Raw genomic sequence first — 15,988 nt, forward strand, 5'->3', positions numbered from 1 at the left:
CGAAATGAAAAAACTGCAACTCTGCCTGGTGGCCCTGTTGAGCCTGCCCGCATTCCTGCATGCGCAGGTAACGGTGTCTGGTGAATGGCTGCGCCGTCATGACGGCAATGTAAAGCTCTATCGCATAGAGCATGGAAGGCTCGAAGAAGTGGCCGCGTCCAAACCCGGAACGGATTCAGCATTCGGCTTTTATTTCAAGCCCGAACGTGAAGGTTTTTACGTGATCGGCACCGGCAGCACGTTTACGCCGCAAGACAAATACACCTTTTATTTCAGAAAAAAAGACCAGCTGAACCTGAAAGTGGTGGACACTACTTACGTGCTTACCGGTCAGAACTCGCCCGAGAACCAGGCCGTGGAAAAATGGCACAACACCGTGCTGCCGCTGGAAAGGAAGGGTATTTATTTCAGCATGAGCCGCAGCACGTACGTAGATTTTTTCCCCTTGCTGGAAAAGATCCATGCGCAGGTGCGGCAAACTAAATATCCTTCCACCGGCAATAAAACATTCGACGCGGAATTTGCCGTATACCGGGAAATGGACCTGCTGTTCTGCGCCAGTGAACTGCTGAGCACGCCGCGTTCCGTGCATCCTTCTGCGGCGGATTATACCGCTTATTTGAAAGGCATTAACCCGTCGTACTTCACGGCAGACACACGCCTGCTGCGTTATCCGCAGGGCATGCGCATGATGCGCACCATACAGGCGCTGCCTGCGCGCATGGGGCACGGCGATCCCCGCGATTACAGCCTGGAAGCGCGCCTCAAAGGCGTGGAGAACGATACGCTGAAAGGGGAAGTGGTGCTGCAGCATGCCGCCGGCCTCAAAACGTACCTGGGCTACACGGATATGAGCAAGGATTATGGCAAATACATCCTCACCCGCGACCAGTCTATCCGCGCCAAAGCCTTCGAGACCGAGCTGGCCAAAAAAGCTACCGCCGCCGGCGGCAAAGCCGTGAATTTCACCTATCCCGACGCGAACGGTAAAAACGTTTCCCTCAGCGATTTCAAAGGAAAGGTAGTGCTGGTAGACGTTTGGGCTACCTGGTGCGGCCCCTGCAAAGGAGAGATCCCGCATCTGAAAAAACTGGAGAAAGAGATGCACGGGCAGGACGTACTGTTCCTCAGCGTGTCTGTAGACGAGCTGAAAGACCACCAGAAATGGAAAGACTTCATAAAATCCGAAGAGCTGGGCGGCGTGCAGCTTTTCGCCAGCGGCTGGAGCGATATCGCGAAGTTCTACAACATCAAGGGAATCCCGCGTTTTATGGTATTCGACAAACAGGGCAACATCGTTTCCACGGATGCGCCGAGGCCTTCGAATAAAGAGCTGAAGCTGCTGCTGGAAAGCGAAGTGAAGAAGTAATATTGATAAACCAACCATTATTGAAAGGGGCTGCCGTTGGGCGGTCCTTTTTTTGTTGGGGAGAGTGGAATTTATAATCAGGCCTGACCGGCGGGAGGTGGGATGTTCCTGCTTGATGCGAACGGGGTTGTGGTGGCTGAGAATGTCACGCTGGACGACGTCAGGAAAAAATTGAAATAACCGTAAACGATGGACGCTCCTTCTGAAGCGGCCATCGTGTTTTTAGTGAACAAAGGAAGGGCTTGTTCGGGACCAGAATGTATTGGTTGACGGTTAAAGCGCCCAAACCCTTACGCCAATCCAGCCATGATAGAGCAGCAGCCCCGTCATATAGCAGAGGAGAAGAATATTGGCAGCAAATATTCCCTTCAGCCATTTGCTGTTTATCCGATTCCATTTCCTGAATAAAAACAGTGCGCCGCACAGCGTGAATAGCCCAAATGCGGCCGAGCCCAGGAATATGGTGAGCGTAGTAGCGTTGACCGAAGTAAATATAGCCTTGTCGATCGCATCGGTTACACTGAGCTTTCGATAGGCAAGAAAGATGGAGCCTACAGCCAGGGCGGGAAATAATGCGGCCGGGAGAATTTTCCAAGACAGTTTTTTGAATGCCGCCAGCAGGAGAAGGACCGGCAATAACAACAGGGAAACCAGCATCGCTAAGATTCCTCCATATATCAATACCTGCTGTACGACCACCGGCCACCTGTCTGATTGGCTGTAGAACTCGTTTCCCCGCCCCTGGAAGAACGGCCGTCCGTCTTCGTCTTTCCCCAGCACATAAGCCGGAATGATGTCTCCTTTCGCCCTGAAGAGCATTCCCCCCGCGTGCAGCAAAGTGTCGGTATTTCCCCGGCCGGATCTTACCACGAGTTGGTTGCCTGCAAATGACAGCTGAACGCCTTTGAATATCTGTTCATGGAAGCTCCACATTTCGGAGCGGGGATTGGTGAACTTGTAGTAGCCCGTGAACGATGCGAGGTGTGAAAGATCTTCCTGCGATTCCGGAAGCACTGGTTTTTCGAATGGCTGTGTAAGAAACCGTTCGATCAGAACGGATACAGGCCAAAGGATTTGACCGCCATTATTGGAAATAGCGTAACCGATGCCGGCTTCCCGGTTGTAGAATATCCACGAGCCGAAACCTTCGCCTTTGCCATTGTGCCCGCGAAAAGTAACCTTTTTGTTGTTGGGGAACAGATCGAAGCCGGGTGAATAGCCCGTTTGCAGGCCATGTTTGGCGGCGAGCGTACTATGAATGGTTTCCATGTCGGCCAGGTAACTTTCGGGTAACCAATGAATGGAATCCATCTTCCAGCCGTTCAACAGGTGACGGAGAAACACGGCCATATCATCCGCCCCGGATACCAGCGCACTCGCGGCGCCATTGCCGCCGGGCATGTAAAACGGGAACGGAACGAAGCGGCCGTCATCATGATAATAACCGGTAGCATAGTTTTCTTTCTCTTTCCCGTCGAGATCATAACCTGTATGCGCCATTCCGAGCGGGCGGAATACCTCGCCGGCGATGTATTCGTTCCATGGCCGGCCGGAAAGTTTTTGAATAATATAGCCGAGCACTTCGTACCCGGGACTGGCATACGAGAATTTTTCGCCGGGCTTCCATCTCGACCGCAGGGAATTTTTCACAAAGCTGATGGCTTCAATGCCCTGTCTTGGTTTGCCGGAAGTATTGACCATATTGTTGAGATGAACATCGTCGAACCCCGCAGTATGTTCGAGCAGGTGGATAACGCGTACCGGGTGTGCTTTTTCCCATTTGTTCTCAAAAGGTATTTCCGGCGCAATGGCCGCAATGGGGTCGTTCAATTTAAGCTTTCCTTCGGACACCAGTTTCTGAATACCCAGCGCCGTAAAGGTTTTGGTGATAGATGCGAGATGGAATAATGTGGCGCCGTTTACTTTGACTTTCTTCTCAATGTCGGCGAAGCCGATACCACCGGAATATAAGATCGAATCTTTGGTGACGATGGAGATCATCAGGCCGGGCATGTGGTTTTCCCGGATGGTTGTTTCCAGTGCCTGCAGAAGAGAATCGATCCCCTGGCGGGTATAGCCGGAATTCGTTTGGGCCATACCGTTAAGGACAAATACGGAAAACAGGCAGGTGCCAAATACCCGGCGGATAGTTTTCATAATGGAACTTTTGGTTGCAATAGGGGATGCAGGGGTGGGGATTTTCCATAATGGAAATTTTCTGGTGGGGAGAAGAAAGGCACGCGGATTCGAACCGGGAAGCTATTGCTTTGAAATACGCGGATGGGGGTTTAGGTCCCGACCGGCTGCCTTATGTAGGAAGATGTTGCCACAGCTTTAGGCTGGTGATCACCGCCAAGGATATACGGAACATCCTCGGCAAAGTCCACCGGTCTGCCAGCGAGCTGATGCAGAAGTTGCGCGCGATATTAAAAAAGCGCCAGGGCAATATGTGACGGTCACAGAGTTTTGTGAACTCGTGGAGTTGCCGGAAGATGATGTCCGGGAGTTTTTCTAATTGCAGGTATAACGATAATGGCCGATAAAGGCGAGGGCAGGGCCATGGTGAAGCGGGCATGACGGATTAAAGGCCGTGCAAGGCCGATTCAAGGCCGATACAATGCGAACACAAGGCCGACTAGGGCGATTTTATGGAGTAAAAGAACAAAGGCCTCCTACAATTTCCATTAAGATCTCACAGGTACTTCCACTCTTGTCTTGTCCCATTCGAGTACCAGCTTATTAGAAGGCAGTGTAATAGTTAATTTTTCTACGGCCGTGCCTTTAACGGAGGACGCGGGGACCGTTACTTGCAACACATCCTTGCCTTTGATCTCGTTGTATTTGAAAGCACCCCATTGACCTAATTCACTGTTTAAAATAAACATCCATTTTTTTTCGCCGGGAATGGTAAATAGGGTATAAGTACCCGCCTTTACAGGTTTTCCGCCGAAAATAGCGTTCTTTGTAAAGGTGATTTCTGTTGCTCCATTAGCCCCCGTACGCCAAACTTCTCCATAAGGTACAAGTCTCCCGAATATTATGCGATCGCGTTTCGAAGGTTGGCCGTAACTTATTTTTACATTTTTGCCTTCAGCCGTAATCCTGGGGCTTTCAACAGACTGAGAAAAGGCACTATTGCTAATAACTATAATTGCTGCTAACAAAAGGATTTTTTTCATATGCGGAGTTGATTTATTAAAATCAAATTTAATGCTTTTTCCGTATTTGGCTAAGGAATATGGCCTTCGAACCACTCGGGTGAACAAAGCCGTTGAGTTGATATAGACACTGGATAAGGGGTTCAGCGAAAATAAAAATGGAGAAACCGATATAAATTTCGATTTCTCCACTAAGGTGCCCAGAACTGGATTCGAACCAGCACACCGTTGCCGGCGCTGCGACCTGAACACAGTGCGTCTACCAATTTCGCCATCTGGGCATCTTTCCGTGTTAAGGGATGGCAAAGGTACGCACTTTCTCATTATTTCCAAATTCCCGCCGCACTTTTTTGAGCAAAAAAAGAAAGCCGCGCATCGCACGGCTTTCGTATATCATCAAAAATAATATTTACACCGCAATGTTGAACTCGCGCAGCGTGTCGTTCAGGCTTGTTTTCAGGTCGGTGCTGGCTTTACGCTGACCGATGATCAGGGCGCAGGATACCTGGTATTCGCCCGCCGGGAACTTCTTCGTGTAAGTACCCGGTATCACCACGCTGCGCGCCGGCACGCGGCCTTTATACTCGATCGGCTCGGGGCCGCTTACGTCGATGATCTTGGTGGATTGTGTAAGCACCACGTTCGCGCCCAGCACCGCTTCTTTTTCAACATGCACGCCTTCTACCACAATGCAGCGGGAGCCAACGAACACCCCGTCTTCAACGATCACCGGGCTGGCCTGCAGCGGCTCCAGTACGCCGCCGATGCCCACGCCGCCGCTCAGGTGCACGTGTTTGCCGATCTGCGCGCAGGAACCTACGGTCGCCCAGGTATCTACCATCGTGCCTTCGTCTACATATGCCCCGATATTTACATAAGAAGGCATCAGGATCGCGCCTTTGGCGATAAACGCGCCGTAACGGGCTACCGCGTGAGGCACCACGCGCACGCCCAGCTCTTTATAGTTGGTTTTGAGCTTCATTTTGTCGTGGAACTCGAACGGAGGCAGCTCCATCGTTTCCATCGGCTGTATCGTGAAATACATCAGGATGGCCTGTTTTACCCATTCGTTCACTTTCCATCCGTTCTCACCCGGCTCAGCCACGCGGAGCTTCCCCTTGTCCACCGCTTCTATCACTGCTCTCACGGCATCCGAATACTGTGTTTGCTGTAACAGGCTGCGGTCATTCCACGCAGCCAGTATTTGTTGCTGTACGTCCATTGTCTAAAAATTAATTTCCGCAAAAATAATATAATACCGCACAGTTGTTCGTCCTATTCTCTTCTTTCTGCCTGTTGCAGCAATACGGCCGCCAAATGCCGGGAGATCGCATAGCCGCAAAGCTTGTCCAGCCAGAAAAATTCCCCCGCCGCATTCACCTCCAGGAAATAATATTTCCCCTCCGGCGTCAGCACCAGGTCGATAGCGCCGTAATTCAGCCCGTAAATGTCCATCATCTGCAAAAGGCCTGCCTTCACCTTCTCCGGCAGCTCATACGGCCGCCAGTCTTCCACCAGCGCCGCGCCTTCCTTACGCCAGTCGGTCTGCGCATCGGGCAGCTGCTGACTGTCGATCGAAAAAGCGAATATTTCTTTCCCCACCACCGTTACCCGCAGCTCCAGCGCCTTCGGCAGCTTTTCCTGGAAGGTCATGGGGCAATAAGCGAGCTGCTGCAGCTGTTCGAGGTGACTGTCGTTAATTTCGCTGGTAAACACGACGTGCTCGCGCCCTTCACGGTAAATGGCGAAGGAGCTTTGCATTTTTGCGACGATGGGCCTGCCGGTGGCTTCCATAAAGGCTTTCAGCCGGGCGGGGGAATTGGTGATGCAGGTGGCGGGTATCTCCAGCCCGCAATCCGCCGCTATCCGCAGCTGTTCTTCCTTGCTGTCCAGCCGGCGGTACACGCTGTAACGCTCCAGCTGGAAACAGGGCAGCCCTTCCAGCATGCCGAACAGCGTGCGCCGCACCTCGCCGATGGACGAAGGCAGAAATTCTTTGTCCAGCACGTTTTCCAGCCCTTTCCCGATGTTGTAGCTCCTGCGGTACCATACGGCCGTTATGTCGCTGAGGGAGTGCGCGTCCTGTTCGTCTTCCACCCACAACTGCCAGCGCCCGCCGGAATATTGCGTGGTGAGGCGGCAGGCCAGCGGGTAACGGTCCACGTCGAACCGGACGCTTTCCCCGCCCAGGGCTTTGATATGTTGTATAACGGAAGTAACGGCCTCGTTGTCTGCCGTATGGGTGATGATCAATACTTTACTCATTATTGATGCGGTTGACGAGTTTTTCCGCGATAGTGGCCGCTATGGGGAACCCGAGATATTTTTCGAGCATGCCCCATTCGCCCTGGGGGTTCACCTCGAGGAACACGTATTCCCCGTCCGGCTGGAGGATCATGTCGATGGCGCCGAATTGCAGGCCCAGCAGGCGCATCATCTCGTCGATCTTGTCTTCGATATGCCTGGGAAGCTGAAAGGCCTCCCACTGGATGAGCGTGGTGCTGGCCATGCGCCAGTCCGTATGCTCGGGCGCGCGCAGGCTGCCGGTGTAAAAATCGCCATCTATATACACGATCCGCAGCTCGCGGTCTTTGGGGATATACTCCTGCAGTATCATGGGGCAGGCGGAAAGCGATTCCAGCATGGGCACGTCTTCCTTGCGCAGCCGCGTGGTGGGGAAGAAGTCGCCGCGGCCCTCCATGGTTTTGGACAATGCGCCGTGCAGTTTTACCACCACGTCGCCCTGGTGGTCGTCGTAAAACCGGATGGCGTCTTCGGCATGATTGCTGAAAAGCGTTTGCGGCACCCGCATGCCCGAAGCCTGCGCCGCGGAAAGCTGCAGCAGTTTGTTGCCGCCCACGGCATGGTCGAGGTCTATCCGGTTGATCCAGGGCACGTCGAGCGCATCGAGGAAAATATGGAGGGAAGTGTTGTATTCTTTGAGAAAAGCCGGCACATAGGCCGGGTCCAGCGAAGGCGGCACCTGCAAGGCCCAGAGCTTGCGGTACCAAACGCCCGTTATGTCGCGGGCGTCTATCACCTGGCTGCCGCATTGCAGCTGGTACTGGGGGCCGGAAGGCGTAAGGCGGTACCGGAGGCGGTAACGGCTGCCAAATTCGTCTGAATTAAATCGGAAAGCGGTGTGCCCGAACTGCTGCAATTGCTGCTGCACCAGGTCGATGGTGTATGTATCCTGCGAATGCGTTATGCAAAGAATCATGAAGCTGGCAAATAAAAACAAGCAACGGCCGTGGCCATTGCTTGCAATGATGAACGAATGCGGGTGGAGTTACAGCAGCCACCATTCCTCATCCCCGTCGGAGGGGTATTTATGCGTCTGATCGGGAACGTCGGACAGCTTGCTGGTCCAGTTATTTTCGAGTGCCTGCTGTTGTTGTTTTGTGAGTGCGGTTTTCTGCTGGGATTCCAGGAATTGCGCAAAAAACGGCGTCAGTACCTTTTCATTGGGCTTCATACCTGTTAATGTTTTTAGTGGTTTAATGGAAGAAATATGGTTACACTTTCATCGGGCTGCATACCGTATTAATTTGTTGAAAATCGATGAATGCAGTAGAAAATGTCCGTTGCTAAAGTTCCCGGGTTTAATAAGCGGACAATTAAATTAGCATTTTTAAAGGAAAGAAAAAAATCAAATTCAGTATTTTGCCGCCAGAACAAACTCTTTGCTTTGAACATCGGTTTCGACGCCAAGCGGGCTTTTCAGAACCGCACGGGCCTGGGCAATTACAGCCGCACGCTGGTCAATTCGCTGGCGGAGTATTATCCCCAGCATCATTATTTCCTGTTCGCGCCCAAACTCAAGCCGTTGTTCAGGCCTGCCGGCGGAATGAGCACCATTCTGCCCCAAAAGCCCCACCATCGCTGGCTTAAACCGGTATGGCGCAGCCGCTGGGTGGTGAAAGACCTGCAGCAGCATCGTATAGGCGTATATCACGGGCTCAGCGCCGAACTGCCTTTCGGCATCCACAAAAGCGGCGTGGCCAGCACCGTTACCATGCACGACCTGATCTTCGAGCGTTACCCGAAACAATACAATCCCATCGACGTATACACCTACCGCCGCAAGGCCGTGTATGCCTGCCGCGAGGCCAGCCGTGTGATCGCCATCAGCGAACAGACCAAAGCCGACCTCATCGGGTTTTACCGCGTGCCGGAAGAACGCATCAGCGTGTGTTACCAGGGCTGCGACCCTTCGTTCGGGCAGCAGCACGCCGCAGACGATGTGGCCGCCATGAAAAAACGATACAACCTGCCCCCCGATTATTTCCTTTATGTGGGCTCCGTGATAGAACGGAAGAACCTGATGGGCATCGCGCAGGCCATGCGCGCCCTGAAAGGTAAGCTGGACCTGCCTTTGGTAGTGCTCGGCGACGGCCGCGGGTATAAAAAGGAAGTAAAGGAATACCTCCGCAAAGAAGGGCTGGACCAGCGGGTGATCTGGCTCAACGAAACCCATAAATTCGCTTTTGCCGACCTGCCGGCGCTTTACCAGGGCGCGGTGGCGCTGTTGTATCCTTCCCTGTTCGAAGGTTTCGGCATCCCCATCCTCGAAGCCCTGTGGAGCCGCACGCCCGTGATCACCTCCATGGGCTCCTGCTTCGCGGAAACCGGCGGCAATGCCGTGCTGTACGTAGATCCACTGCAGCCCGCTTCCATCGCCGAGGCGATGGAAAAAGTAACGGGCGACGAAGTGCTGCGGGCAGACATGCAGCAGAAAGGCTTTTTGCACGCGCAGCAGTTTACGCTGGACAAATGCGCCGCCTCCGTGATGAACGTGTATCAAACTATTGCAACATGACCGCTTTCGAAGACGATATCACCCAAAGCCTCGCCGTACTGCGCAATAGCGGCATTATCCTGTACCCGACAGATACCATCTGGGGCCTCGGCTGCGACGCGACGGACGAAGCGGCCGTAAAACGCATCTATTCCCTCAAACAGCGCAGCGAAGCCAAAAGCCTCGTGATACTCATGGCCGATGCGAAAGACCTCGTGCGGTACCTCGCGCATCCGCCGCCAGACATCGAGCAAACCCTCCTGGCGTTCGACCGGCCCACTACCGTTATCTACGAAGGCGCACTGCACCTGGCGCCCGGCGTGGTGAACCAGGACGGGTCCATCGCCATCCGCATCGTGCAGGACACATTTTGCCGGCATCTCATCAAACGGTTGCGGAAGCCGCTGGTATCTACTTCCGCCAACATCAGCGGCGAGCCTTCGCCCGCGTTGTTCGCTGAAGTGAGCGACGCCATCCGGAGCGGCGTGGATTATACCGTGAAGCACCGCCAGCAGGACGGAACGCGCGCCCAACCTTCGCGTATTGTGCGCATCGGCAAAGATGGAGCACTGGAAATCATCCGTAATTGAGTACTTTTGCGCCCTAAACCACTAAAAAGCATATGCAGATTCCCTGTACGGCACGGGAAAAGGAATTGTTCAAACGCGTGGCGGAAGCGGCGCGCCAGATTGGCGTTCCCTGTTACCTCATCGGCGGTTTCGTGCGGGATAAACTGCTGAGCCGCAGCACAAAAGATATGGACATCGTTTGCGTGGGCGACGGCATTGCCCTCGCGCACCGCGTGGCCGCATTGCTGGACCCCGCCATCAAAGTGAACTATTTCAAAACCTATGGCACCGCGCAGATAAAGTATAAAGACGTTGAGATCGAATTTGTAGGCGCAAGGCGCGAAAGTTATACCGAAAACAGCCGCAATCCCGAAGTGGCGCCCGGTACGCTGGAAGACGATCAGCTGCGCCGCGATTTTACCATCAACGCACTGGCAATCAGTCTCAACGAAGCCGATTACGGTTCGCTGCTCGATCCCTTTAACGGGCTGGAAGACCTGGAAAACAAGATCATCCGCACCCCGCTCGATCCCGAGCGCACCTTCAGCGACGATCCGCTGCGCATGATGCGCGGCATCCGTTTCGCTTCGCAGCTGCATTTTGAGCTCCATCCCGAAACGTTCCAGGCCATCAAAGACAATGCGGAACGCATTAAGATCATCACCCAGGAAAGGATCACGGACGAGTTCAACAAGATCATGCTTTCCTCCAAACCCTCCATCGGCCTCGATCTGCTGTACAAAGCCGGGCTCATGAAGATCATTTTCCCGCAGATGACGGATCTTGTTGGTGTTGAAATGGTGGAAGGAAAGGGGCATAAAGACAATTTTTACCACACCCTGCAGGTGGTCGACAATATTTCCCGGCATACCCGCGACCTCTGGCTGCGCTGGGCCGCGCTGCTGCACGACATCGGCAAGCCCGCCACCAAACGGTTCGAAGAAGGCCATGGATGGACGTTTCACGGTCATGATGCAGTGGGCGGGAAAATGGTGCCGCGTATTTTCGCGCGCCTCAAACTGCCGCAGCACGAAAGCATGCGTTTCGTAAAAAAGCTGGTGGAGCTGCATCTGCGGCCGATCAGCCTGACGAAGGAGAATATAACGGATTCGGCTATACGCCGGCTGCTGTTCGACGCCGGCGAAGACCTCGAAGCGCTGATGATGCTTTGCGACGCGGACATCACGTCCAAAAACAAGGCCAAGGTGAAACGTTACCTCGAGAATTTCGAGCTGGTGCGCGAGCGCCTGAAGGAAGTGGAGGAAAACGACCGCATCCGCAACTGGCAGCCGCCCATTACCGGCGAAATGATCATGGAAACGTTCGATCTTAAGCCCGGAAGGGTAGTGGGAGACCTCAAAAACGCCATCCGCGAGGCCATTCTCGACGGGGAAATATCCAACACCTTTGAGGCGGCATACGAATTTATGCTAAGGAAAGCAAGAGAACTTGACTTGACCCCTGTTAAATAATTTGGTATTTTTGCCATACGCTTAATGTAATTCATATGCCGGTATTGAAGTTCAGAGTTTACTGGGAGGAAGATGAGAGTGTCTACAGAGACATTGCGGTAAAGCCTACCCAGAATTTTTTGCAGTTCCATCAAGCCATATTAACCGCTTATGAGTTTGATTCCAAGCACAAGGCGACTTTTTTCCGTAGCAACGATAACTGGCAGCGCGGCCGGGAAATACTCCTGGAAAAAGACAGCGAGCCCCGCAAAGCCGAGCCCCTGCTGATGACCGAAACGCCCATCGGCGCCATGGTGAGAGACCCGAACCAGAAATTCATCTATCTCTACGATTACGCCAAAAACTGGACATTCCTGGTGGAGCTGATCGGTGTGGCGAAAGACGAGAATACCAAGCTCAGCTATCCCGCCTGCGTGCGCAAAGAAGGGCTCGCGCCCAGCCAGTACGGCACCAAAGGCCTCATCGGCGATAAACTCGTGGAAATGGAAGAAAAATATGATCTGAACCGCGAAGGCATGTCTGAAGACGGCTTTGGCGAAGAAGGAGAAGAAACGGAAGGTGAAGACGACGGCATGGAAGAAGCCGGCGGCGAAGACGAGAACATGTTTTAAAAGCCCCGCCGGGGGGCTTTCCCGCGCGTATTTACAACAAAAAAGCACCAACAGCCTGCGCCATACCGGCAAAGGCTTTTCATATGAAAAATACGGTTGTGGTACTTGCCGGGCCTACCGCTGTAGGCAAAACGGCCATGGCTATACGCCTCGCCGAAAAGCTGGGAACGGAGATCATTTCCGCCGATTCCCGCCAGTGTTACCGCGAACTGAGCATCGGTACCGCTAAGCCCGATGAAACCGAGCTGCAGGCCGTTCCCCACTATTTTATCAATTCCCATTCCATTGCCGAAGAAGTGAATGCCGCCATGTACGGGCAGCTTGCGCTGCGGTATGCAGACGAGATATTTTCGCGCCAACCCTTCGCCGTCGTAACGGGCGGCACCGGCTTGTACATCCGCGCTTTCCTGGAAGGGATGGACGAAATGCCCCCCGTGCCGGAAGCCCTGCGGCAGCAGCTGCGGCGGCAATACGAGGAAAAAGGGTTGCCATGGCTGCAGGAAACGCTGCGGGAGAAAGATCCCGCGTTCTACGCGCAGGCGGAGATCCACAACCCTCACCGGCTGCTGCGCGCGCTGGAAATATTCGAGGCCACGGGCCGCTCTATCGCCGATTTCCGCTCGGGCGCGAGACAGCAAAGGGATTTTAACGTGATCAAGGTAGGATTGCAGCTGCCCAAAGAACTGCTGCACGAAAACATCCACCGCCGCGTCGATAAAATGATGGAAACCGGCCTGGTGGAAGAAGTGCGCAGCGTGCAGGTTTTCCGTGACCACAACGCCCTGCAGACCGTAGGTTACGCCGAGATATTCGATTATTTCGACGGCAAACAAACCCTGCCCCAGGCCATAGACGCCATCAAAACCCACACCCGCCAATACGCCAAACGCCAGCTCACCTGGTTCCGCCGAGACGCCGGTATGCAATGGTTCGATGCGCGGGAAGGCGATGCCCTTGAAGCCGCCGTGCTCCGGTCGCTCAAAGCATAAAAATGAACGTTCACCTGTCCGGTTACGAACAAATTTAAAATTTACGCACTATATAAAGTAAGTGAATAGAAAAGCACGTCAGTATGGCAAAAAAATTGCGTCCTCAGTCCTCGTTATTTCCGCAATTCTAATCAACTTATCCTGTATGATCCGCAACTATCTAAAGACCGCTTTCCGGAATGTATGGAAAAATAAAACCTATGCGCTGATCAATGTGGTGGGGCTTGCCATCGGCATGACGGCCTGCTTTTTTATTTTCCAGTATACCTGGTTCGAAAGAAGTTATGACCAGTTTCACGACCGGCACGACCGGCTGTACAGGGTGCCCATATCTTACACGGGAAGTTTTGGCGGCGGCAAGCCGCTGGCTTCCAACCACCCGGCCGTAGGCCCGGCTATGATGGCCGAATTCCCCGAAGTGGAAAACGCGGCCAGGCTGGTGCGTTCGGGTGTTTTTGTGAAAACCAGCACCTTGTCTTACACAGACGCGAAGGGCAACGTTAAACGGTTTATTGAGCCGGAAAGTTATTTCGCCGATCCTTCTTTCCTGGAAATGTTCTCTTTCCCGTTCTCAGCGGGCAACGCGGCCACCGCCTTGCAAGACCCCAACAGCATCGTGATCACTTCGTCCATCGCGCGGAAATATTTTGGCGACGAAGACCCGATATCGAAAGTACTGGAAGTGAACGGCCGCCCGCTGAAGGTTACCGCGGTGCTGAAAGACGTGCCGGAAAACTCGCATGTCCGGTTCAATATCCTGATCCCCTTAAGCATCATCGATAAAGATTTCGGTTTGAATGAATGGGGCTGGCCAGAATTTTACAATTACGTGCAGCTCAGGCCCGGCGCCGATCCCGCGAAGGTCGCCGCGCGTTTTCCCGCTTTCATCGATCAACATCTCGGCGCGAAAATGAAAGAGCTGAACTTCCGCTCCCACTTTCATCTTCAACCGGTAACAGACATTCACCTCCGCTCCGGATTCACCAACGAGCCGGAAGTGAGCGGCAACGAAAGGACCGTCAATTTTATGATCATCCTCGGTGTTTTCCTGCTCGTTATCGCCTGGATCAACTACATCAACCTGAGCACGGCCAAATCGATGGAACGCGCACGGGAAGTAGGCCTCCGCAAAGTGATCGGCGCCACGCGCGTGCAGCTCGCCCTGCAGTTCATCCTGGAAGCTTTTATCATCAACTTCTTTGCGCTTCTGTTTTCCGCGTTGCTGGTTGTGGCCGCCACGCCGTTTTTTGACGCCTTTACCGGCAAACAGATCTCCGCCACGTTCGCGCATGCGGGCATGTGGGGCCATTGGTCGCTGTGGGCGGGCTGCCTCGCCGTATTTGTGCTGGGCGCATTGCAGGTAGGCGCATTCCCGGCATTGGCCCTTTCCGCTTACAAACCCATTACCGTACTGAAAGGAAAAATACAGCTGGCCAAAGGAAGCGTGCCGCTCCGCAAGGTTTTGGTCGGGTTTCAATTCACGATGTCGATCGTGCTCATTGCCGGCACCGTAACAGTGTACAAACAACTTTCGTACATGCGCAACCAGGATCTTGGTTACAACCAGGAACAGCTGCTGGTCGTAAAAGCCCCGGCCGTTACGGATTCCACGTTCCAGTCAAAAACGGCGCTGCTGAAAACGCAGCTGGCGCAAAACCCTTCGGTAACGGCCATGGCGCCGTCTTCCGAAATCCCCGGCAAACGCATCTTCGCTAATAACTCGATACGCAACGAAGGGCAGGAGAAAGCGCAGAATTTTATCACTAACCTCCAGGAAATCGACCATGATTTTCTTCCTACCTACCAGATACCGCTGGCCGCCGGTCATAACCTCATGGGAGAACGGGCGGCGAATATCTTTGAAGCCAGGCAGGGCAAAGTGCTGGTGAACGAAACGCTGGCAAAACGGCTCGGTTTCCGCGACAACGAAAGCGCATTGGGCAACCGGATCATATTCGCGTCGTGGTTCGGGGATATTACCGGGGAGATCGTCGGGGTAGTGAAGGATTATCACCAGCGCTCGCTGAAAGATAAAATGAGCCCGATCCTCTATTATTACAACAGCATCAGCCCCTGGAACTATTATTCGGTACGGCTAAAAACGGCGGATGCCGCCACGGTGCTGCCTTTTATCGAAGATCGTTTTAAAGCGCTGTTTCCCGGCAACGCATTCGAAAGTTTTTTCCTCGACGATTATTTTAACCGGCAATACCTGTCAGACCAGCGTTTCGGCAAAATATTCGGCTTTTTTACCGGGCTCGCGATTTTTGTGGCCTGCCTTGGCCTGATCGGGCTGAGCACCTACAACATCAAGCTGCGCACCAAGGAGATCGGCATCCGCCGGGTGCTGGGCGCCACTTCGCAGGGCATTGTGTACCTTTTTTCGAAAGATTTCGTGAAACTCACGCTGATAGCGGCGTTGATAGCCTGCCCGGCGGTGTATTTTTTTGCCGGTCAATGGCTGGGCAATTTTGCGTTCCACATTCCGCTCAGCTGGTACATTTTTGTGCTGCCGCCGCTGGCGCTGATGTGCCTTGCCGTGCTGGCCACCGGCATACAAAGCCTGAAAGCTTCGCTCGTAAACCCGGTGAAAAGTCTGCGTAATGAATGAACGATTCATTAACTTCGGCCCACAAGAAAACTGTTTATGAATTACGAAGACTTTGTAAAGAAACACGCCGGTGAAATGGTCGAAAAACTGCTGGCTGAAACGCTCAGCAAAGACGCTTTCGATATCCGCCACGATTACAACGACGAGGAACAATGGGCCGTTATCACCATGCACACGCTGGAAGACGATAACGAGATCTCCCTGAGAATGTACGGCAGCGACAAATACTGCCTGTATTTCGGGTACTACGACGATGAGGATGATTTTCACGAGATACTGCAGCCATTGACGGAGGAAGAAAAAAATGCTGTTCCGAAAGGCCTGCAAAAAGCGATGGAAAAGGTGCTGGCCGACGAAAGAGGGCTGCGCCTGCCGGGCAATTTCCTGTCAAGGTCGTAATGAACTTACCAT

General features: G+C 53.4%; 14 protein-coding genes and 1 tRNA gene. 8 read left to right on the forward strand and 7 right to left on the reverse strand.

All coding sequences use genetic code 11. From position 1 onward, the window contains the following. Window positions 1–4 precede the first annotated feature (4 nt). Window positions 5–1,369: a TlpA family protein disulfide reductase gene (locus tag J7I43_RS15505; RefSeq protein WP_209146637.1), complete on the forward strand. Its 1,365-nt coding sequence runs from the start codon at window positions 5–7 to the stop codon at window positions 1,367–1,369. A 273-nt stretch (window positions 1,370–1,642) separates the two neighbouring features. On the opposite strand, the gene J7I43_RS15510 is transcribed toward J7I43_RS15505, so the two are convergent. The 7 genes from J7I43_RS15510 to J7I43_RS15540 form a co-directional block, all read right to left on the reverse strand. Beyond that, window positions 1,643–3,526: a serine hydrolase domain-containing protein gene (locus J7I43_RS15510; protein WP_209146638.1), complete on the reverse strand. Its 1,884-nt coding sequence runs from the start codon at window positions 3,524–3,526 to the stop codon at window positions 1,643–1,645. 527 nt (window positions 3,527–4,053) lie between these two features. Continuing rightward, window positions 4,054–4,548: a DUF2911 domain-containing protein gene (locus J7I43_RS15515; protein WP_209146639.1), complete on the reverse strand. Its 495-nt coding sequence runs from the start codon at window positions 4,546–4,548 to the stop codon at window positions 4,054–4,056. Window positions 4,549–4,724: 176 nt separating this feature from the next. Further along, window positions 4,725–4,808, reverse strand: a tRNA-Leu gene (locus J7I43_RS15520). A 128-nt stretch (window positions 4,809–4,936) separates the two neighbouring features. Beyond that, window positions 4,937–5,749, reverse strand: coding sequence for a 2,3,4,5-tetrahydropyridine-2,6-dicarboxylate N-succinyltransferase (locus J7I43_RS15525; protein WP_209146641.1), 813 nt, complete (start codon window positions 5,747–5,749; stop codon window positions 4,937–4,939). A gap of 53 nt (window positions 5,750–5,802) precedes the next feature. Beyond that, window positions 5,803–6,792 (reverse strand): MvdC/MvdD family ATP grasp protein, encoded by a 990-nt coding sequence (locus J7I43_RS15530; RefSeq protein WP_209146643.1) that lies wholly within the window; start codon window positions 6,790–6,792, stop codon window positions 5,803–5,805. Then, complete coding sequence (locus J7I43_RS15535) at window positions 6,785–7,747, reverse strand: MvdC/MvdD family ATP grasp protein (protein WP_209146651.1); 963 nt, start codon at window positions 7,745–7,747, stop codon at window positions 6,785–6,787. The genes J7I43_RS15530 and J7I43_RS15535 overlap by 8 nt, the downstream gene beginning before the upstream one ends. A 69-nt stretch (window positions 7,748–7,816) precedes the next feature. Then, a complete protein-coding gene (locus tag J7I43_RS15540) occupies window positions 7,817–8,002 on the reverse strand; it encodes a microviridin/marinostatin family tricyclic proteinase inhibitor (protein ID WP_209146652.1) in 186 nt (61 codons plus the stop codon). A gap of 213 nt (window positions 8,003–8,215) precedes the next feature. On the opposite strand from J7I43_RS15540, the gene J7I43_RS15545 reads away from it, so the two are divergent. The 7 genes from J7I43_RS15545 (at window position 8,216) to J7I43_RS15575 (ending at window position 15,976) form a co-directional block, all read left to right on the forward strand. After that, window positions 8,216–9,346, forward strand: a complete 1,131-nt coding sequence (locus tag J7I43_RS15545; protein WP_209146654.1) for a glycosyltransferase family 4 protein — start codon at window positions 8,216–8,218, stop codon at window positions 9,344–9,346. Further along, a complete protein-coding gene (locus J7I43_RS15550; RefSeq protein WP_209146656.1) occupies window positions 9,343–9,915 on the forward strand; it encodes an L-threonylcarbamoyladenylate synthase in 573 nt (190 codons plus the stop codon). Before J7I43_RS15545 ends, J7I43_RS15550 begins: the two co-directional genes overlap by 4 nt. Before the next feature lie 32 nt (window positions 9,916–9,947). Then, window positions 9,948–11,366: a CCA tRNA nucleotidyltransferase gene (locus J7I43_RS15555; protein WP_209146658.1), complete on the forward strand. Its 1,419-nt coding sequence runs from the start codon at window positions 9,948–9,950 to the stop codon at window positions 11,364–11,366. Between the two features lie 35 nt (window positions 11,367–11,401). After that, window positions 11,402–11,977, forward strand: a complete 576-nt coding sequence (locus tag J7I43_RS15560) for a plasmid pRiA4b ORF-3 family protein (RefSeq protein WP_262898741.1) — start codon at window positions 11,402–11,404, stop codon at window positions 11,975–11,977. 83 nt (window positions 11,978–12,060) lie between these two features. Further along, entirely contained in the window at window positions 12,061–12,966 is a 906-nt protein-coding gene (gene miaA, locus J7I43_RS15565) for a tRNA (adenosine(37)-N6)-dimethylallyltransferase MiaA (RefSeq protein WP_209146662.1), read from the forward strand. Window positions 12,967–13,111: 145 nt separating this feature from the next. Next, a complete protein-coding gene (locus J7I43_RS15570; RefSeq protein WP_209146664.1) occupies window positions 13,112–15,577 on the forward strand; it encodes an ABC transporter permease in 2,466 nt (821 codons plus the stop codon). Window positions 15,578–15,613: 36 nt separating this feature from the next. Further along, window positions 15,614–15,976, forward strand: a complete 363-nt coding sequence (locus J7I43_RS15575; protein ID WP_209146665.1) for a hypothetical protein — start codon at window positions 15,614–15,616, stop codon at window positions 15,974–15,976. Window positions 15,977–15,988: the final 12 nt, after the last annotated feature.

The organism is Chitinophaga chungangae (genome assembly GCF_017742215.1).
GTDB classification, from domain to species: Bacteria; Bacteroidota; Bacteroidia; order Chitinophagales; family Chitinophagaceae; genus Chitinophaga; species Chitinophaga chungangae.